The sequence below is a fragment of the Actinomadura sp. 9N407 genome (assembly GCF_044326315.1).
Lineage (GTDB): Bacteria > Actinomycetota > Actinomycetes > Streptosporangiales > Streptosporangiaceae > Spirillospora.
In genome coordinates, this window is the sequence record NZ_JBIRAW010000014.1 from 54,025 (window position 1) to 72,875 (window position 18,851).

The following is an 18,851-nucleotide window of genomic DNA, read 5'->3' on the forward strand; positions in this document are numbered from 1 at the left end:
GCCGGATATCAGAGGCGAAGGTCCCGTCCGGAGGAGCCGCAAGCCCTCGTCGCCCAGGGCGGAGGCCGGCCCGGCCGGTCATTCCGGTTCCTGGCCCTTGACTGCCTCGGCCTTGAGTTGGGCCGCGTAGGCCGCCGCCTGGGTACGGCGCTGCATACCCAGCTTGGCGAACAGGTTCGAGACGTAGTTCTTCACGGTCTTCTCGGCCAGGAACATCCGTTCGCCGATCTGCCGGTTCGTCAGTCCCTCCCCGATGAGCTCGAAGATCTGGCGTTCCTGATCAGTGAGGGCCTGCAGCGGGTCCTTGCGCTCCTGGCGCTCGCGGATGCGCTGCAGCATCCGGGCGGTGGAGCGAGGGTCGAGCAGGGACTGGCCGGAGGCGACGGTGCGCACCGCGCCGACCAGGTCCGAGCCGTGGATCTGCTTGAGCACGTACCCGGCGGCACCGGCCATGACGGCGTCGAACAGGGCGTCCTCGTCGTCGAAGGAGGTCAGCATGAGGCAGGCGACCTCGGGCATGGCCGATCGGATCTCGCGGCAGACGGTGACTCCGTCGCCGTCGGGCAGCCGTACGTCCAGGACGGCCACGTCCGGGCGGGCCGCGGGGACGCGGGCCAGGGCGTGGGCCGCGGTGCCGGCCTCCCCCACGATCTCGATGTCGTCCTCGGACGACAGCAGGGCGGCCACGCCACGGCGGACGACCTCGTGATCGTCCATCAGGAACACCCGGATGCTCCGCCCGGTCCGGCCGCCCATGGCACCGTTCTCCTCGCCGCAGATGATGGTGGAATCGCGTAGATCGACTGCGATGGACGCTACCGGGCGCTCCGGGCCCCCAGGAAGGCCGCAGGTCCCTAGGCGATAGGACAAAGGTCCTGAACGTACGGAAAGGCGAATGATCACCGACAGCCGGCGGCGGCGAAGGGCCTTTTGCGTTTCCGCGCGGGCCCTTGGTCTCTACCCCGGCGGTGGCCCGTCCGGCGAGGTTGAACGAATGAAACGTGTGAACACGAGACTCCTTCGCCCCTTCGACCCGCACCCCGGCGAACAGATCGACGCGAATGTCCATCCCTTCGAATCCGGAATTCGGTGGTCGTCCGCCATCGCGAAGGCGGAGCATGCCTGCTGCTGCACCGCCGGTCCCGTGGTCGCAGCCGTCCTGACCCGGGCGAAGGGCAGGCCGACGGAACTGCTGTTCTGCCGTCACCACTTCATCGCTTCCCGTCCTGCGCTGGAAGCCGCGCACGCGACCGTGTACGACGCGCAAGGCCGACTCGTCACCAGCGGTGATGTCCAGATCCCGTAAGGAGGAAGGCGGGAGCCAGGGGACCGCCCGAAACGTTCCCACTCCCGTCACTCCAGGAGTGCACGCCTCATGACGACAGGACAGCGGTCCGATCTGTGACACCCCGACGCCGGTACGCGCGTGAACGGACGAATGCGGCCGGAGTTGTCACAGGCCCAATGGCTGTCCGGTCGTACCTGGTGACCGGACGGCGAAAGATGCCCCGGCGAGCGGGAGGGTACGCCATGAGGATAGTGGTGGTCGGTGGCACTGGCCTGATCGGATCGAAGCTGGTGACCGGACTCGGCGAGCAGGGCCATGAGGTGGTGGCGGCATCACCGACGACCGGCGTCGACACCCTGACCGGCGAAGGACTCGGCGACGCCCTGGCCGGTGCGGCCGTGGTGATCGACGTGTCGGATTCACCGTCCCCGGAGGACGTCGCGGTGCTGGAGTTCTTCGAGACCTCCACCCGCAACCTGCTGGCCGCGGAGGCTGCGGCAGGGGTGGCCCACCACGTCGCTCTGTCGGTGGTGGGGACCGGACGGCTGCCTGAGCGGAGTTACTTCCGGGCGAAGAGCACCCAGGAGAAACTGGTCGAGAACTCGTCCATCCCGTATTCGATCGTGCATGCCACACAGTTCTTCGAGTTCACCCGCCGCATCGCCGAGTCGGCTGCGGAGGACGGCAAGATACGGATGGCTCCGGCCTTCTTCCAGCCCATCGCCGGCGACGAGGTCGCCCAGGCGGTCGGAAGGATCGCGGTGCGGCCGCCGCTGAACGAGCGGATCGAGGTCGCCGGGCCCGAGCGGTTCAGGATGGACAGGTTCTTCCGGCACGCCCTGGCCGGCTGGAACGACCACCGCGAGGTCCTCACCGACCCGGGCGCGCGCTACTTCGGAGCCGAGTTGGACGAGCGGACGCTGCTGCCCGGTGAGGGTGCGCTCCTCGGCCGGATCAGGTACGGCGACTGGCCGGGCCGGATCGCCGTCCGCAGGGTGCTCACACGCCCCCCGCTCACCTTCCTTCACCAAAAGCGCGTCGTCCATGCCCGTTACTGATCCAACAACCTACTCCGCTCCGTGATCCAGGGGAACGCTCCAGCACAGGGCCGTGCCCCCTTCGGGGCGCGGGCCGACGTCGAACGAGCCGCGCAGGGTCCGGGCCCGCTGCCGCATGTTGCGCAGCCCGCTGCGGCGGCCGTTCTCGGGGATGCCGACGCCATCGTCCTCGACCCGCAGCACCAGGTCGTCGCCGATCTCGATCACCACGGCGGCCTCGGTGGCGCGCGCATGCCGGGCGATGTTGGACAGCGCCTCCTGCACCACCGCGAGCAGATGCTCCGCGATCTCGTCCGGGACGAGGGTGTCCATCAACCCGTCCAAGCGCTGGGACGGGGCGAAGCCCAGATGCTCGGTGGCGGCGTCGATCACCGAGTGCAGGCGGCTGCGCAGGGTCTCTTCCATGTCCGCGGTGGCCTGCAGGGCGAAGATGGTGGAACGGATCTGGCGGATGGTGCCGTCCAGGTCGTCCACCGACCGCTGGATCCGGGCCGCGACCTCAGGGCGCCGGGTCATCTTGATCGCGCTCATCAGCGACATCGCGGTGGCGAACAGCTGCTGGATCACCGTGTCGTGCAGGTCCCGGGCGATCCGGTCGCGGTCCTCCAGCAACGTCAGCCGCTCGGCGTCGCGGCGCCGGTCGGCCAGCTCCAGTGCCACCGCCGCCTGCGCCGCGAAAGCCTCCAGGAGCCGCTGCGCCGAATCGCTGAACGGCGTGCCGCCGGGTGGGTTGATCACCGTCAGCACGCCACGCACCGCGGCTCCCTGGCCCAGCGGGACCGACAGCAGCGGGCCGGCGTCCACCTTCGAGTCCGGGAGAGGCTTTCCGGCATCGGCCAGCCGCAGAGGCGTACCGGTGGCGTAGACGCTGCCCACGAGGGCTTGGTCCACGGGGCGGCGCAGCCCCTTCAGCACATCGGCGTGTTCGCCGTCGGCCGCGACCACCACGAGCTCCCCTGCCGCCTCATCGGCCAGGGCGATCGCCGCCAGGGCGGCCCCGGTGATCTCCCGGACCCGTAGCACCACCAGGGCGATCGCCTCGTCAGGGTCGGTGCCCGACAGCAGCGTGGTGGACACCTCCGCCGCCGCCTCCAGCCATCGCTCGCGCCACCGCGTCTCCTCGTACAGCCGGGCGTTCTCGATCGCCACCCCGGCCGCCGTGGCCAGCGCGGCGACCACGATCTCGTCCTCGGGCTCGAACGGCCCGCCGCCGGCCTTCTCGGTCATGTACAGGTTGCCGAACACCTCGCCCCGTACCCGGATCGGTACCCCCAGGAAGCTGCGCATCGGCGGATGGTCGGCGGGAAAGCCGTGCGACTCGGGATGGTCGGCGAGGTCCGCCAGCCGCAGCGGCCGCGGCTCGCTGATCAGCAGGCCGAGGATGCCGTGACCGTGCGGCCAGGACCCGATCGCCTCGATCTCCTCGTCCGTCAGCCCCACGGTGACGAAGTGCGCCGGCCGCTCACCCTCGTCAGATATCGTTCCCAGCGCCGCGTACCGGGCCTCGACCAGCGTGGAGGCCGCCTCGGTGATCCGGCGCAGCACCGTGTTCAGGTCCAGCTCGCCACCAATGGAGACCACGGCCTCCAAGAGCGCGTGCATCCGGTCCCGCGTTCCGCGCGCCGTGTCCGGCCGCGTCGGCGATTCCGCCAAGAGGGCGTCCATCTGGAGCTGCGGCAGGATCGGCCCGGCGTGCTCATCGCCGGAGTGGTGCCCCTCTGGCATCAGCCAGTGCCCCCGCGCGCATCAAGCGTGGATTCTTCGCCCACGGGACATCGGCCTCCTGGCAACTCGAACGGCCCGCTCCTATTTCACCATCACCAGCCATGTTTGGGAACGCTCCCAAGAACAGCGGGGTCAAGATCACGTCCAGCATCCCGATCCCGTCCCAGGGGTGCCCACCTTCACTACGGCACGCCGCCATAGCGAGCAGAAGAAGTCGTGTCCGCGTGCTCCCACCTCGACTGGCGCACCGACGACCTCGCCGCACAGCGCCGCCCGTACGCGTGACCCTCGCCCTATGGCGTTCGGTGGCTCGGGGGCGACCGAACGCCATAGGCCGTTACTCCGCCCGAACGACCGCGACCGTGCACGGCGCGTTGCGCAGTAGTGCACCGCTGGTCGCAGTCAGCCCCAGTGGATCCGGACCGGTCGCGCCCCGGTGGCCGACCACCACCAGACCGGCGCTCGCGGCTGCCTCGAGCATCGCCTCGCGGGGCGTCTTCGGCAGCACCGCCAGGCGCACGTTCACCCGGTACTTCTCCAGCCACGGCCGCACCGCCCGCTCAAGCCGGGCGGCGCCCCACCTGAACTCGTCGTCGTCGAACGGCCCGCGGTCCTGCACCGAGTCCGGGTCCCGGCTTCCGCAGACGGCGTCCAGCCGCCACCCGCGCAGGGCCGCCTGCTCGAAGGCGAAGGCCAGCGCCCTCTCGCCGCCGGCCGCACCGTCCACGCATACGACGGCATGCTCGAACCCGCTCGTGCGTACGGCCACCACGGGACGGTGCGCGCGGGCGGGCAGCCACGATGCCGTGGATCCCACGGGCAGCACGCCCTTCTCGTGCGAGCCGACCACGATCAGCTCGGCGTCGTGCCCCTCGGACATCAGCGCCGCATGGGGCGGCCCGTCCATCAACCGCTTGCGCACTCGCACCTCGGGCGCCATCCGCCGGGCGAGTGCCACCCCACGGTCGAGAACATGCTCGCCCGTCCGCCTGACGATCGCCCTGACCTGGTAATCGTCGTATTCGGCCGGATAAGGCCAGTACCACGCATGAACGACACGCAGCCCAAGCCTGCGCAGCCGCGCCTCCCGTACCGCCCATCGCAGGGCGTGCTCGCTCGCCGGGAGTCCGTCGTAGCCGACGAGCACGTACGATGCGGCGTTCACCGGTAGGCCCTCTCCCTCGCTACCGGTCGAGCCGGGCGGCCCGGCGGCTTCGCGCCGACGGCGAGTTGCACCTTCCACATCGACGCCACCAGCGCCCGGAACTGGATGACGCGGCGCCGGAGCACGGCCAGGTCGCCCGCGGTGGACGCCGCCGTGATGCCGTCGGCCCCGACCGCCAGCCGATCGAGACGGCATGTCAGGAAACGCGCGATCGGTGCGTTCTCGCCGGCCTCGGCTCGGATGCACTGGAGAATGAGGGCCGCGGCACGGAGTTCGGTGACCGCCTCCGCCGCCACAGCGCCGTGGTCCTGGCCCGGGAACGGCTCGTCCACCGCCAACGTGAGGCGCGTCATCGCGGCCAGGCAGCGCCGATGGTGCCGGCGAAGCGGGTCGGGAATCTGGAGTTCTGCAATTGAGCGCATGTTCTTCGTGCTCCATCGACGATTGCGGATACCGCCAATGCTGCGAATATCTGACCCGGCCAGATAGAGACCTTCGTCCTCGCGAACGTCCCCGGCCATTCACATCCGGAAAGGACCAAAGGCCCGGTGCGTTCGGGTCGCTCGGCTCTGGGGCCGGCCCGCGCGCTGGGCTGGGATGGGGAACCTACGAAGGAGGTCCACATGCAGCTGACGCCCGCCCGGCGATGCGTGATCGTCGGCGTCGACGGATCCCCCAACTCGACCGCGGCCCTGCGGCCTGCTCCATCGAGGGACACGAGATGACGCACAGACTGCTCTCCGAACGCCTGGTCCTTCGGCCGTGGACGGTGGACGACGCCGACGCCGCGCTCGGCGTCTACGGCACCGCCGACGTCGCGCGCTGGCTCAGCCCGGCGATGGAGCGCGTACCGGACCTGGCGGCCATGCACCAGGTGCTGCAGCGGTGGATCGACGACGCCGCGCGGCTGGATGTACCCGGTGGCCGGTGGGCGATCGAGAGCCGCGAGACCGGCACCCTGGTCGGCGGCGCGACCCTGCTGCCGCTGTCCCCCGACGAGGCGTACGAGATGGGGTGGCAACTCCACCCCGGAGCCTGGGGCCACGGCTACGCCACCGAGGCCGGGCTGATCGTGGCGCGGTGGGCGTTCGCTCAGGGGCTTGAAGAGGTGGTCTCGCTCGTCCGGCCGGCGAACAAGCGCGCCGCCGCGACGGTCGAGCGGATCGGCATGGAATGGGTCGGCGAAACGGACAAGTATCGCCGGCTACGGCTCCAGGAGTACCGCTTGCGCCCTGGCGACCTGCCACGTTCCTGAACCGATGGTCGAAGGTTCCCGTTCCGCTGGACTCCCCCCCGAATCCTGAACGCCGGTTTCGGCGAAGCCCGGAACGTGCAGACCCGCACCGGGCGGCATGTGATCGACAAGGACCCCTTCGGCCACCGCGGGTCCCCTTCATCGCCATCGTGCGCGTGTACGGACCAGCACCGGAGACCGGTGCGCCACTGAAACGGCCGGCCGGATGGCCCGCTTCGAGGCCCGATGGCGAGCGCGGCATCCTCCCGCCCCGTCCGCTACGCCCCTCCGACGACACCGCACGCATGCACGGCCTGCGGTTCCTGCCCGCATGCCGCCCGGCCGCAGCCTGCCGTCGATGGGGCCGTGAAGGAATGCGGAACACCCATATCGATACAGTTGGGGCGCTATCGGGCGACTCTTGATCGAAGTCGGACGGAAGTGGCATCCTGGCAAAGCTCCCAAAGGCTGCTGATTCGGTCGCGCCGACGGATGGGCATTGAACGGGGGCATGCGAGGCATGGGGACGCTGTCTGGGCGCGCGCCGCTGCTGAATCGGGAGCGAGAGCGAGCTGAGCTGGATGGCCTGCTGGGGGATGTGCGCTCCGGACGCGGGCGGGTCCTGGTGCTGCGTGGAGAGGCGGGCGTGGGCAAGTCGGCCCTGCTGCGGCATACGGTGGGACGGGCAACCGATATGCGCGTGGTTCGCACCGTAGGGGCGGAATCGGAGATGGAGCTGGCGTTCGCCGGCCTGCATCTTCTGCTCACGCCGCTCCTGGACCGGATCGAGAAGCTTCCCGGCCCGCAGCGTGACGCGCTCGCGGTCGCGTTCGGGCTGCACACGGGGGACGCGCCTGACCGGTTCATGATCGGGCTGGCGGTGTTGACCCTGCTGGCGGAGGCGGCGGAGGAGCGCGCCCTGCTCTGCGTGATCGATGATGCGCAGTGGCTGGACCAGTCGTCGGCCCAGGTGCTGGCGTTCGTCGCCCGGCGGCTGCTGGCCGAGCCGGTGGGACTGATCTTCGCGGCGCGCGAGCCGGGCGAGCAGTTCCACGGGCTGGTGGATCTGGAGGTGCGCGGCCTGGCCGAGCAGGACGCGCAGGCGCTGCTGCGCTCGGTGGTCCGCTTTCCGCTGGACGAACGGATCAGGGCCCGGATCCTGGCCGAGACGAACGGGAACCCGCTGGCGCTGCTGGAACTGCCGCGCGGGATGAGCCCCGCGCAGCTGGCCGGCGGGTTCGGGTTGGTGGAGGCTCAGGCGGTCCCGGCGCGGGTCGAAGAGGGCTTCCGCCGGCGGCTGGCGGCGCTGCCGGCCGAGACCCGGTCGCTCATGCTGATCGCGGCGGCCGAGCCGACCGGCGACCCCGTGCTGATCTGGCGCGCGGCCGGGCGGCTCGGGGTTCCCGCTTCCGCGGTGGAGCCCGCGCAGGCCGATGGGTTGCTGGAGCTCGGGGCGTGGGCGCGGTTCCGGCATCCCCTGGTGCGGTCGGCGGTGTACTCGGCCGCGTCGTTGTCGGAGCGGCGGGCGGCGCACGGAGCACTGGCCGCGGCGACCGATCCCGCATCCGCCCCCGATCGCCGGGCCTGGCATCGCGCGCACGCGGCACTGGAGTCTGACGAGTCCGTGGCCGGTGAGCTGGAGCAGCTGGCCGACCGGGCCCAGGTACGCGGCGGCATCGCGGCGGCGGCGGCGTTCCTGAGGCGGGCGACCGAGCTGACGCCCGATCCGGCCAGACGCGGAGCAAGGGCGCTGGCGGCGGCACAGGCCACCTTCGGCGCCGGCGCCCCGGACATGGCGCTGGAACTGCTCACCTCCGCGGAGATGGGCCCGTTGACCGAATTCCAGCGGGGACGGGCGGCCTGGCTGCGCGCCCAGGTCGTCTTCGCGCGCAGGCGCGGCGGTGAAGCCCTGCCGCCGCTGCTGGAGGCGGCCGACCGGCTGGCCCGCGTCGATGCGGGACAGGCACGTGAGGCCTACGTCGACGCCATCGGATCAGCGGTCTTCGCCGGCAGGCTGGGCGAACCCGGTCTTCTGCGAACAGTGGCCGAGGCCGCCCGCACCGCGCCTGCGGGACCTCAGCCCGCACGACCGGTCGACGCACTGCTCGACGGGCTGGTGGCGCGGTTCGCCGAGGGCTTCGGCGAGTCGGCGCCGCGGTTGAAGCGTGTCCTGCTGACGTTTCGGCAGGAAGCCCAACGCAATCCGGACGACAACATGCGCCGGCTCTGGCTGACCCACCTGGTCGCCGCGGACCTGTGGGACGACCAGACCTTGCACGAGCTGGCCGCGTACGCGGTCCAGGCGGCTCGCGAGATCGGCGCGCTCAGCTTCCTTCCCCAAGCCCTCACCTACCGCGCCGCCGTACACATTTACGCCGGCCAGTTCGACGCGGCGGCCGCGCTCGTCGAGGAGTCCGACGCGATCTTGAAGGTGACCGGCCACGCCTACTACGGCTTCGCCTCCAGCCTGCTCCTGGGCTGGCGTGGCGATGCCGAGGCACTGGCGCAGTTCGAGGCCGCCGCCGAATGGTCGAGTACCTGGGGTGAGGGGCGAGCGATCAGCGGGTGCTTCTTCATGAGCGCGTTGGCGTACAACGCCATCGGCAAGTACCAGGACGCTCTGGCCCAGGCGGAACGGGCGTGCGAGCACGACGATCTCGGGCTCACCGGGTACGTCCTCGTCGAGCTGGTCGAGGCGGCCGCCTACAGCAACACCCCCGAAGCGGCCACGACCGCGTTGCGACGGCTCGAGGAACGCACCACCGCCAGCGGCACCGACTGGGCCCTCGGCGTGCTCGCCCGGTCGAAGGCGCTGCTCTCCGGCGGCCAGGCCGCCGACCTGCTGTACCGCGAGGCCATCGAACGCCTTCAGCGCAGCCGGGCCGCCGTATACCTCGCCCGCACCCACCTGGTGTACGGCGAGTGGCTGCGTCGCGAGAACCGGCGCCTCGACGCGCGCGAGCACCTGCGCACCGCCTACGAGATGCTGCAGGGTTTCGGCGCCCAAGCTTTCGCCGACCGCGCCCACCGCGAACTCCTGGCCGCCGGCGATACCGTCCGCAAGCGCACCGCGGGCACGCCCGACGGCCTCACTCCTCAGGAAGGTCAGATCGCCCGACTGGCGCGGAAGGGCCTGTCGAACCCGGAGATCGGTGCCCAGCTGTTCCTCAGCCCGCGCACCGTCGAATACCACCTGAGCAAGGTGTTCACCAAGCTCGCCATCACCTCTCGCAACCAGCTCGCACAGGCGCTGCCCGTCCAGGACCACGACGGCGCGTAGGCCGCTCCACCCCTGCGAAACGGAGAACCTCACATGGCCGGACAGCAGCCTTGGCAGTGGGACGAGCAGACCTGGCGTGGCCACGTGGCGCGGGTCCGCGCCGGCCGCTCCCTGCACCCCGCCTCCTGGCCGGGAGGCGCCCGCGTCGCGGTCGCGCTCTCCTTCGACTGCGACCACGAGACGATCACCTTGCGCACCGGCGATACCGCGCCGGGCAGACTCGCCCAGGGTGAGTACGGCTCCCGCGTCGGCGCCCCCCGCGTGCTTCGCCTGCTGGAGCGCTTCGGCATCCCGGCCTCGTTCTTCATTCCGGGGGTCTCGGCACTGCTGTACCCGGAGGAGGTACGCGACTACGTCGCCGCCGGCCACGAGATCGCCATGCACGGCTGGATCCACGAGAGCAACAGGCTGCTGGATCCGGCCGACGAGCGCGAGCTCGCCCTGCGCGCGGCCGACACCCTGGAGAATCTGTCGGGCACCCGCCCGGTCGGCATCCGCACTCCGGCGTGGGACTTCTCCGACCACACCCTGGCCATAACGCGGGAGCTGGGCCTGCTCTACGACTCCTCCCTCATGGCCGACGACGAGCCGTACGAACTGCTGGCCGACGGCGAGCCCACCGGCGTCGTGGAGATCCCGGTCGAATGGATCAGAGACGACGTCCCCTACATGTTGCTGGAGCACGACGGCATGCTGCGGGCGTGCCCGCCGCCGCGGGAGGTGGCGGGGATCTGGCGCGACGAGTTCGACGCCGCGCTCGAGGAGGGCGGGCTGTTCCAGCTCACCATGCACCCGCACATCATCGGCCACCGCTCCCGCATGGCCGTACTGCGCGAGCTGCTGGAGCACATCGACGCACAGCAGGGCGTCTGGTACGCCACCCACGCCCAGGTCGCCGAGTACGTCCTGCAGCAGGGCTCATGATCCTGGCGCACTTCGGATCATCATCCGACCTTGCGCTTGCGTGCACTCTGTCTGGACTGCCTGGTCAGAGGGTGTCCGAGGCCGTGCCCGCTTGGAAGAAGCGATCGGCGAAGAGTTCCCATTGGGCGGGGAAGTCGATGTCCGGGCACGGAGCCGGTGGAGTTGCAGGCCGCAAGATTCGCCGCGGCACAGGCCGCGGAAGGCCAGGTCGCCTCGACCATGCCGAGTGTTGAACTGTTAGTTTCGCAGCAGGCGACGGCGGGAGGCCAACGGGCCGATGCCGGAACGCCACCACGGCAGCCATGCCGATGGCCGGCGGGTGAGGGTCAGCAGCAAGGGCACCGAGTCGAAGAACGCATCACGGCGCACGATCTGGCCGGATCGATCGATCCGGAGCTTGTCGAGGGTGCGGAAGGACAATGGTTTCCCGCCGACCGTCCCGGTGATCCGCAGGTCGATGAACACCACGTCCTCGGCACCGGCCCAGTCCAGCACCTCTCCAGTCGCGTCGGGCAAGAACGCCAGCAGCCGACGCACCTCCGCCACGGCCTGAGCTCGCCCGCTCGCCCCGCCCAGCAGCGGCTGGACGAGTTCGACTTGCTCGTTGCTCTGGCAGCCCGCGTCGATGAGTCCACCATCGTGATGCAGGACATCGAGGGCAACGAGTTCAGTCTCCACTGAGCCGTTCGCCTCGGCGACGCGGCCGCCGACCGCCGGGTCAGCGTGTGGGCCGGTCCCCCGGGCCAGACGCTCGGCGCGCAATTGGCGTTCCCGCTCCGGTGAGATCGCGCCGAGCCGGTACTGCACCCAGCGGAAGTCGCCCTCGGCGAGGACGAACGCGTGCTTGGCTGCCGCCGACTCGTGCCCGGCTGCCCCGATCTCGTGCCCGCCAACGGGCCCGGCGCGCTGGATGTCCCGCCGGCCGTCCCCGGACCGTTGTTCGGCGACCCCGACGACACCCTCTTCTACGACCTGCGTGACGAAACCCGTTGCCTGGCCCCGGAGTGAGCAGGCGGGCCAGGCTTACGCAGGGACGACAAACGGGAATCCCTCCTGGCGGGTCTCGGCCGCCGATTCGGCGACGAGGCCGGTGGGGATGGCCGAGTTGGTGATGAGGCCGTAGATCACCTCGGGGGCGTTGTCGGCCAGCCCGCGGCCGTTGAAGCCGGCGAAACTGAATGCCGCAGGGGTGCCGACCTCGTACGGCAGGATGTCGGGCAGTATCCAGGCCGCGACGGCGCGGCCGTAGCCCTCCGGGTTCCCGATGCCGGTGCGGCGCACGGCCGCGGCGACGAAGGCCGCGATCCGGCCGGCGTCGTTGGCCGGGTCGTCGGCCGGCTGCGCGATGGTGTCACGCCGGTACTCCGCGCTGTCATCGTCGCCGCCCAGCGCCCGGAACAGCGGCCAGACCATCGGGATGCCGGCCCGGTTGACCTGGCGCCAGCCGCCGGCGTCGGTGGCGAGCAACGCGCGGCCCCAGACGCCGATCCGGCGGCCCGGCCGCAGCTCACCGTCGCCGTGCCCGATCTCCAGCACGATGGCGCAGATCTGTGAGCCGGTGAAGCTGCTGGCCGCCTGCTCCGGGCTCCATTCGCCGTTGTCGATCGGCTTCTCGTTCTGCAATCCGTCCAGGATGTGCGCGAGATGGCGCAGGTCGAGGTAGAACGGGTCGAGCGCGGCGCCGGTCCAGCTACGCACGCCGGAGCCGGTGACCACCTGGCCGGTTGTGCCCTCGGTGATGCGAGTGCCGGCAGCGTCATCGGCACCGGTCAGCCGGTCGATGGCGACCTGCTGGGTCCCCGTCGGGCCGACCGGGCCGAACGAGAATCGGTAGGTCAGCTGTTCGGTCGCCGAACCGTCGAGGTGGATCTTGAACTCGTAGCGGCCCTCGGGGTGCAAGCCCGGGGTGCGGCCGGCGCCGGCCAGTGAGGTGTTCACGATCATGGCCATGACGGTCGCGTCCTGGCCGTCGAACACGTAGACGTCGGTCACGTTCAGTCGCGGGTCCCGGCGCGAGGCCGGTGAGTCGAGGTGGTGCGACATGGTCTCCTCCTACGTTGAGTGCCGACGGGAACACCCGCACGCTTTGGCAGGCCTCCCACGCGCGATGTCTGTCAGGCGGCTGCACATATGACCGCGCAGTGGCCGTGCCTGTGACAGTCACGTGGCGGCCCCTCGCGCGGCCCTGGCGTGGCCTGCGGCTACGTGGTCGAAGCTTGGCGGCGGGTCCACACCTTGCTCGACCTCACTGCGGTGGCGCCGCGGCGACGGGCGGCGGCGGTTGAATTTGCACGAACATACTTGTATAAACGATCAAAACAAGACGAGAGGACGGCCGTGCCCGATCTTGAGCTGGACGTGCGCACGCTGCGCAAGCCCGACAAGCACCCGACGATCTTCGCCACCTACGCGGACCTCGCCGTCGGCGAGTCGTTCGTACTGGTCAACAACCACGACCCGCGGCATCTGCGGGAGGAGTTCGAGATCGACCACCCAGGCGGCTACCGCTGGGAGTACGTCGCCAGGGGACCCAAGGAATGGCGGATCCGCATCGGCAAGCTGGCCACCAACCCGCTGCCCCGGGTGCTGTACGACACCGCGGACGTCGCCGACACCGGTGCCGCCGACACGACCGGCGCGATCTGGAAGCTCCGCACCCGCGAACGCGACCTGGACTCCAATATCATCCACCTGCCGCCGAACGGGGTCATCGCCTCCCACGCCGGCCCCGACCTCGATGTGCTGCTCCACGTCCTGGACGGCGCGGGAAGCCTCCGCACCGAACTCGGCGCCCTGGAGCTCCGCCCCGGAGCTCTCGTGCTGCTCCCCCGGCACTCCCAGCGGGAATTCACCGCCGACGCCCGCGGACTCACGTACCTGACCGTCCACCAACGCCGCCAGGCTCTGACGCTGCAACCCACCCGACGGCAGGAGACCTGATCCCGTTCCTGTTCACCACACCCGGCTGGGCGGACTGGGTGCATGACTAGTTCTAACGACCGATCTCCATATAAAATCGGGGGTATGGCTAAGCGTGATCTCGTCGATGCCGAGCCCCACGGGGCGCTCGGCGACAGCCGCGCCGGCGTGCTGCGCACCCTGCGCGCGTTCGGACCGCTGACAGCACAGGAAGCCGCGGAACGAACCGGCCTGCATCTCAACACCGCCCGCTTCCACCTCGACGGGCTGGTCGAAGCCGGCCTGGCCGAGCGCGCCGCTGAGGCGCGCTCCCAGCCCGGACGGCCCCGCACCCTCTACCACGCTTCCGCCAGCGAGGACGGCGTCCGCAGCTACCAGTTGCTGGCCCAGATCCTCACCAGCCTCATCGCCGGAACCATGCCCGACCCCACCGCTTCGGCAACCCAGGCCGGCCACGCCTGGGGACGCTACCTGACCGACCGGCCCGCCCCCTTCGAACAGCTCGACTCGGAGCGCATCCTCGACCGCCTCACCGATCTGCTCACCAAGATCGGATTTCAAGCACAGACCGACACCGACCGCGACCCAGTCCTGATCAAGCTCGTGCACTGCCCCTTCCGCGAGATCGCCGAACGCCACCAGGACATCATCTGTCCACTCCACCTGGGCCTCATCCAGGGCGCACTCGCCGAAATGAACGCCCCCATCACCGCGGAACGACTGGACCCGCTGGTCGAACCCAACCTGTGCCTCGCCCACCTGCACCACAACGATCACAACCCCGAAGCCGAGGGCCGGACTCCCACGCGCTAGCGGTCCGAACCGCCTCCGGCAGACCTGAGAGCCCAACTCCGGGTCGAGACGACGAGGGAGCCGTCAGCCCCATAAGCGGGCTACCGAAAACGGGATACAAATGCATCAGATGCATGAGTCCTGCCGGGCCCCCCTCCGATGGAGGGGTCGGCGGACTGCCCGACGCCCGGATGCTCGTCGGCCGCATCGTCCCCAGCTGGCTGAACGAGCGGGTGCGCGACCGCTTCCTCTTCGAGGCGCGTGGCAACCCGCTCGCGCTGCTCGAACTCCCCCGCGCCGAGCCCTCGGCGATCCGGCGCTGCTGTGGCGCGCGGCCGTCGCGCTCGGCGTAGGGAACGCGGCGATCGATGACGCCAACGAACTGGTCGACTCAACCCAGACATCCGATGTTGTTAAGGCGTCAAGTGGCCGCCGAACGGGGGAAGCTCAGTCTCGCGACCAAACAGCCCGGGCCACAACTGCCCAGCTCACGCTTGAGGTGGGCGGGAAAGAGCGTGGCCCGTGGTGGCGTCGACATGAGAGGGCACCGCCTCATGATGATCGCCCACGGTCAGGGTGCCGGTCGGCTCGAACATCAAAATCGAAGCCCCTGCAGGCGAGGCCGGCTTGTGCTCAATACCGCGCGGTACGACGAACACCGCCCCCTTGGGCAAGGTGACGGACCGTTCGCCGCCTGAGTCGTCGCCGCCATCGCGCAGGGCGATGGCCAACTCGCCGTCCAGCACCAAGAAGAACTCGTCGGTGTCGGCGTGGACGTGCCAGAGGTGTTCGCCCTTGACCTTGGCGATCCGGACGTCGTAGTCGTTCACCCGCGTGACGATCCGCGGGCTCCAGACAGCGGTGAAGGAGGCCAGCGCAGCATGCAGTTCTATCGGCTCATCGCTCATGCCTCCACCCTGCCGTTGGACCGGACGCAGGAGTGAGTGCTAGGAATCGCATATGTCGCAAGAATCCTCGCACCGGGTCGTGATGATCGTCGATGCCGGCTCGAACCCGTTCGAACTGGGGGTCGCCACCGAGCTCTTCGGTCTAGGCCGTCCCGAGTTGGACAGGCTCTGGTACGACTTCACGCTCTGCGCCGCAGGCGGCCAGGCGGTCATGCACGCCGGGCTGTTCACCATGTCGGGCATCGCCGACTTGGAGGCAGTGGAACGCGCCGACACCGTGATCGTGCCCAACAGGCCGGATCCGCAAGCCGCACCCGCACCAGCCGTACTGGACGCCATCCGGGGAGCCGCCGAACGCGGCACCCGGCTGGTCAGCTTCTGCACCGGCGCGTTCACCCTGGCGGCGGCGGGCGTGCTGGACGGCCGCCGGGCCACCACGCACTGGCGCTGGGCCGGACTGTTCCGGACCCGCTTCCCCGCCGTACGGCTCGAACCGGACGTGCTCTTCGTCGACGACGGCGACCTGCTGACCGCCGCAGGCAGCGCGGCCGCGCTCGACCTCGGCCTGCATCTCATCCGCCGCGACCACGGCGCCGAAATCGCCAACGCCGTGAGCCGCCGCCTGGTCTTCGCCGTCCACCGCGACGGCGGCCAGCGGCAGTTCATCGAACGTCCCATGCCCGAGGTGTCCGGCACCTCGCTGGCGCCCCTGCTCGCCTGGGCCCAGGAACACCTGAACCGCCCCTTGACCATCGCCGACCTGGCAGCTCACGCAGCGGTCAGCCCAGCGACCCTGCACCGGCGGTTCCAAGCAGAACTCGGCACCACCCCACTCGCCTGGCTCACCACCGAACGCGTCTCCGTAGCCTGCAGGATCATCGAACGCGGCGAGCCCAGGATGGACGCGGTGGCCCGGGCCAGCGGACTCGGCACCACCGCCAACCTACGGACACAACTGCGACGCCAGACCGGTCTCAGCCCTTCCGCCTACAGACAGAAGTTCGCACATACGTGAGGGAGCTCAACAGCCCACGAGCACAAAAGCCCAGGTCACGGACTCACTGAGTTCGAGCCACACCCACCGGGCTTCTGCCGCTACCCGTCCAAGCATGGTCACCACCGGATCGGCTGACCGGACTCGATCATCTGCGGTTCACCGGCGATGCTCGGCGCACTCCCAGCTTGGACCCGTAGTTCACGCCGACTCCCACACCGGCGGTCACCGGCTGGCCACCATGCTGCTCGTCCCGCGCCGACGCCCGGCCATCGGCTGGTCGAGCTTTGTCGCCAACGCTGGGGTGATAGATCGAATCGGCCTACTTCGCGGTCAGGAGGACCAGCGCCTTCTGGATCAGCTTCGGATCGCCCTTGACCACCTGCTGGACGTTGGCCGCCGCGGCCTCTGCCGGATTGCCCTCGTTCACTATCGTCCGCATCAGCCGCTGGGCCAAACAATGGTCTTGGACCTGGCCACTTCGGTGCCGTTCTTCTCCACCACGATGTAGACCCTCTCGCCCACGCCGTTGTAGTCGAAGCGGTCCGCGTCCGCGTAGCCGCTGCTGTTCGTGGTCACCGTCGCGCCGGGGTTGGAGTAGTCGTCGGTGGGAGAGACAGGCTCGACGTGGTACTCCGTGTTCGGCTCGAAGCCGGACATCACGATGTGCATCTTCGCGCACTCCGGCGCCTGGCAGGACTCGTTGTAGTCGCCGGTCCGGCCGCGGGTGAGGACGGCGACCGGCCCTACCGGCCGCCTCGACGACACGGAACGGGACGTGGGCTTGGACGTGGTCGGCGTGCGCCTGGGCTTGGTGGGCGTGACCGTGGGCGTCACCGCCTTGGTCGGTTCGGCCCTCGGCTTCACGGCCATGGTCGGTCTGGCCGTCGTCACCACCGGGCCCGGCTGATTCGCTCCCGGTTCCGACCCGAATGGGACGCAGGCGGCTACCACACCGGTCGTCACGAGCAGGGCCACCGCGGCGGAGGCCGAAATCGCGATCAGCCACTTGCGGCGAGAGGGTCCGTCACTCCCGGGACGTCGTGGCGCGGCCACGGGCGGCACCGGGTCCGCGGCCGGCGGCGGGGCCTCTGCCACTTGGCGGACGGGCGACCGGTCCTCGACGGTGTTCATGGCGGCCTGCCGGGGCATAGCCGCTGCGGCGTCGGCCTTGTCCGGAATGATCGGACCGGCGCCCCCCTGCGGCACCTCGGTGGGCTGTGGCGTCTCGGTGGGCCGTGGCGTCTCAGCGGGCTGTGACGTCTCGGTGGGCTGTGACGTCTCGGTGGGCTGTGACGTCTCGGGTTCGGGCGGCGTCCCGGGGCCCGGCGCCGGGGCCGCGGCGTCGGATGCCGTCAGCGAGTGTTCGGTGACCATCTCGATGATGGACGTGGGCAGCCATTCCTCATGCCTGGCGTCCGGGGCCAGGCGTTCGATCAGTTCGGCCACGTCCGGACGGTCCGCCGGTGCCTTGGCGAGGCATCCGGCGACGAGACCGCGCAGCGGCTCCGGCATGCCGGTCAGGTCCGGTTCCTTGTCCAGGATCCGGTAGACCGCCGCCGCGATCGAGGTCGCGGCGAACGGGCTGCGTCCGGTCGCCGCGAACGCCAGCACCGCGCCCAGGGAGAAGACGTCGCTGGCCGGGCCGAGCTCGTCGTCGTCCCCGCGCGCCTGTTCGGGAGACATGTACGCGGGCGTGCCGATCAGCGCGCCCGATGCCGTCAGCGTGGACGCGTCCACCAGGTGGGCGATGCCGAAGTCGAGAATGCGCGGTCCGTCGGCAGCGATCAGGACGTTGCCCGGCTTGAGATCGCGGTGCACCAGCCCGCACGCGTGCACCGCCGACAGGCCCTCGGCGATCCCCGCGCCGAGGGCCAGCACGCTCGCGGGAGGCAACGGCCCGTGCTCATTCACCGCGTCTCGCAGGGACGGGCCCGGGATGTAGGCGCTGACGATCCACGGCGGGTCCGCATCGGCGTCCACGTCCACCACCTGCGCGGTGTGGAACCCGCCGACCCGGCGCGCCGCCTCCACCTCACGTCGGAACCGGGCGCGGAAGGAGGGTTCGTCCGCGACCGACGGATGGATCATTTTGACCGCGACCGGGCGCCCGCCGGGAGAACGCCCAAGGTAGACCCGGCCCATGCCACCACTGCCAAGCCGTCCGAACAAGCGGTACCGACCGAGGATCCGAGGATCGGATCGGCGTAGCGGTTCCATATTCAGCTGTCCCCCTGGCAGCCCCGGCAGCCCGATAGGCGACGCGGTATCCGGAGCCCGCAAATGAGAGTCCCACAAGACCTTCTCATCATTTCATGGTGTCACCGCACATATCGTCGATAGTCACAAAAGCCGCGTCAGTGAGCCTGTCGTCCCGCGTCAAGCACGTCGGCACTCATCGGTGAACACACCGGGCACGGTCGCCACCGTCGCTTTTAACCCGGCGCCGCAAGGCCCCCGACGGCAGCGGCCGGTTGTCCGAAGGCAGCGAGGCCAAGCGCCGCTGAGTCAGCGAGATCACCGGCGAAGGCCTGGATTCATCAGTTGGAGGAAGGCCGTCTTGG

18 protein-coding genes are annotated in these 18,851 nt (G+C 70.0%); 10 read left to right on the top strand and 8 right to left on the bottom strand.

Annotated elements, in window-relative coordinates; all coding sequences use genetic code 11:
- Positions 1-78: 78 nt before the first annotated feature.
- Complete coding sequence (locus tag ACH34Q_RS22745) at positions 79-756, bottom strand: response regulator (RefSeq protein WP_395985030.1); 678 nt, start codon at positions 754-756, stop codon at positions 79-81.
- Positions 757-895: 139 nt separating this feature from the next.
- Here ACH34Q_RS22745 and ACH34Q_RS22750 point away from each other — a divergent pair, with 139 nt between their 5' ends.
- Together ACH34Q_RS22750 and ACH34Q_RS22755 are read left to right on the top strand one after the other, a co-directional pair.
- Positions 896-1,306: a hypothetical protein gene (locus ACH34Q_RS22750; RefSeq protein WP_395985031.1), complete on the top strand. Its 411-nt coding sequence runs from the start codon at positions 896-898 to the stop codon at positions 1,304-1,306.
- A 224-nt stretch (positions 1,307-1,530) separates the two neighbouring features.
- Positions 1,531-2,346: an SDR family oxidoreductase gene (locus tag ACH34Q_RS22755; protein WP_395985032.1), complete on the top strand. Its 816-nt coding sequence runs from the start codon at positions 1,531-1,533 to the stop codon at positions 2,344-2,346.
- A gap of 9 nt (positions 2,347-2,355) precedes the next feature.
- Here ACH34Q_RS22755 and ACH34Q_RS22760 read toward each other — a convergent pair whose 3' ends face one another.
- From ACH34Q_RS22760 to ACH34Q_RS22770, 3 genes are all read right to left on the bottom strand, one after another.
- Complete coding sequence (locus tag ACH34Q_RS22760; RefSeq protein WP_395985033.1) at positions 2,356-4,071, bottom strand: GAF domain-containing protein; 1,716 nt, start codon at positions 4,069-4,071, stop codon at positions 2,356-2,358.
- A 337-nt stretch (positions 4,072-4,408) separates the two neighbouring features.
- Positions 4,409-5,236 (bottom strand): universal stress protein, encoded by an 828-nt coding sequence (locus ACH34Q_RS22765; RefSeq protein WP_395985034.1) that lies wholly within the window; start codon positions 5,234-5,236, stop codon positions 4,409-4,411.
- The gene (locus ACH34Q_RS22770) at positions 5,233-5,757 is read right to left on the bottom strand and encodes a hypothetical protein (RefSeq protein WP_395985035.1); all 525 of its coding nucleotides are present in this window, start codon (positions 5,755-5,757) and stop codon (positions 5,233-5,235) included. Before ACH34Q_RS22770 ends, ACH34Q_RS22765 begins: the two co-directional genes overlap by 4 nt.
- A gap of 200 nt (positions 5,758-5,957) precedes the next feature.
- On the opposite strand from ACH34Q_RS22770, the gene ACH34Q_RS22775 reads away from it, so the two are divergent.
- The 3 genes from ACH34Q_RS22775 to ACH34Q_RS22785 all read left to right on the top strand — a co-directional run bounded on the left by ACH34Q_RS22775 (position 5,958) and on the right by ACH34Q_RS22785 (position 10,674).
- Complete coding sequence (locus ACH34Q_RS22775; protein WP_395985036.1) at positions 5,958-6,491, top strand: GNAT family N-acetyltransferase; 534 nt, start codon at positions 5,958-5,960, stop codon at positions 6,489-6,491.
- 499 nt (positions 6,492-6,990) lie between these two features.
- On the top strand, positions 6,991-9,750 hold the full coding sequence (locus ACH34Q_RS22780) for an AAA family ATPase (RefSeq protein ID WP_395985037.1): 2,760 nt from the start codon (positions 6,991-6,993) through the stop codon (positions 9,748-9,750).
- 33 nt (positions 9,751-9,783) lie between these two features.
- A complete protein-coding gene (locus ACH34Q_RS22785) occupies positions 9,784-10,674 on the top strand; it encodes a polysaccharide deacetylase (protein ID WP_395985038.1) in 891 nt (296 codons plus the stop codon).
- Between the two features lie 237 nt (positions 10,675-10,911).
- On the opposite strand, the gene ACH34Q_RS22790 is transcribed toward ACH34Q_RS22785, so the two are convergent.
- Positions 10,912-11,481: a nuclear transport factor 2 family protein gene (locus ACH34Q_RS22790; RefSeq protein WP_395985039.1), complete on the bottom strand. Its 570-nt coding sequence runs from the start codon at positions 11,479-11,481 to the stop codon at positions 10,912-10,914.
- Between the two features lie 33 nt (positions 11,482-11,514).
- Between ACH34Q_RS22790 and ACH34Q_RS22795 the strand changes: the two genes are divergently transcribed.
- On the top strand, positions 11,515-11,682 hold the full coding sequence (locus tag ACH34Q_RS22795) for a hypothetical protein (RefSeq protein WP_395985040.1): 168 nt from the start codon (positions 11,515-11,517) through the stop codon (positions 11,680-11,682).
- A gap of 15 nt (positions 11,683-11,697) precedes the next feature.
- On the opposite strand, the gene ACH34Q_RS22800 is transcribed toward ACH34Q_RS22795, so the two are convergent.
- A complete protein-coding gene (locus tag ACH34Q_RS22800) occupies positions 11,698-12,717 on the bottom strand; it encodes a DUF4331 family protein (protein WP_395985041.1) in 1,020 nt (339 codons plus the stop codon).
- Positions 12,718-13,011: 294 nt separating this feature from the next.
- On the opposite strand from ACH34Q_RS22800, the gene ACH34Q_RS22805 reads away from it, so the two are divergent.
- The 3 genes from ACH34Q_RS22805 to ACH34Q_RS22815 all read left to right on the top strand — a co-directional run bounded on the left by ACH34Q_RS22805 (position 13,012) and on the right by ACH34Q_RS22815 (position 14,738).
- On the top strand, positions 13,012-13,614 hold the full coding sequence (locus ACH34Q_RS22805) for a DUF2249 domain-containing protein (RefSeq protein WP_395985042.1): 603 nt from the start codon (positions 13,012-13,014) through the stop codon (positions 13,612-13,614).
- An 84-nt stretch (positions 13,615-13,698) separates the two neighbouring features.
- A complete protein-coding gene (locus tag ACH34Q_RS22810; protein WP_395985043.1) occupies positions 13,699-14,406 on the top strand; it encodes a helix-turn-helix transcriptional regulator in 708 nt (235 codons plus the stop codon).
- 113 nt (positions 14,407-14,519) lie between these two features.
- A complete protein-coding gene (locus tag ACH34Q_RS22815; RefSeq protein ID WP_395985044.1) occupies positions 14,520-14,738 on the top strand; it encodes a hypothetical protein in 219 nt (72 codons plus the stop codon).
- A gap of 135 nt (positions 14,739-14,873) precedes the next feature.
- On the opposite strand, the gene ACH34Q_RS22820 is transcribed toward ACH34Q_RS22815, so the two are convergent.
- A complete protein-coding gene (locus tag ACH34Q_RS22820; RefSeq protein ID WP_395985045.1) occupies positions 14,874-15,293 on the bottom strand; it encodes a cupin domain-containing protein in 420 nt (139 codons plus the stop codon).
- Between the two features lie 52 nt (positions 15,294-15,345).
- Between ACH34Q_RS22820 and ACH34Q_RS22825 the strand changes: the two genes are divergently transcribed.
- Positions 15,346-16,308: a helix-turn-helix domain-containing protein gene (locus tag ACH34Q_RS22825; RefSeq protein WP_395985046.1), complete on the top strand. Its 963-nt coding sequence runs from the start codon at positions 15,346-15,348 to the stop codon at positions 16,306-16,308.
- Between the two features lie 420 nt (positions 16,309-16,728).
- Here ACH34Q_RS22825 and ACH34Q_RS22830 read toward each other — a convergent pair whose 3' ends face one another.
- Positions 16,729-18,507, bottom strand: coding sequence for a serine/threonine-protein kinase (locus ACH34Q_RS22830; RefSeq protein ID WP_395985047.1), 1,779 nt, complete (start codon positions 18,505-18,507; stop codon positions 16,729-16,731).
- Between the last annotated feature and the right edge of the window lie 344 nt (positions 18,508-18,851).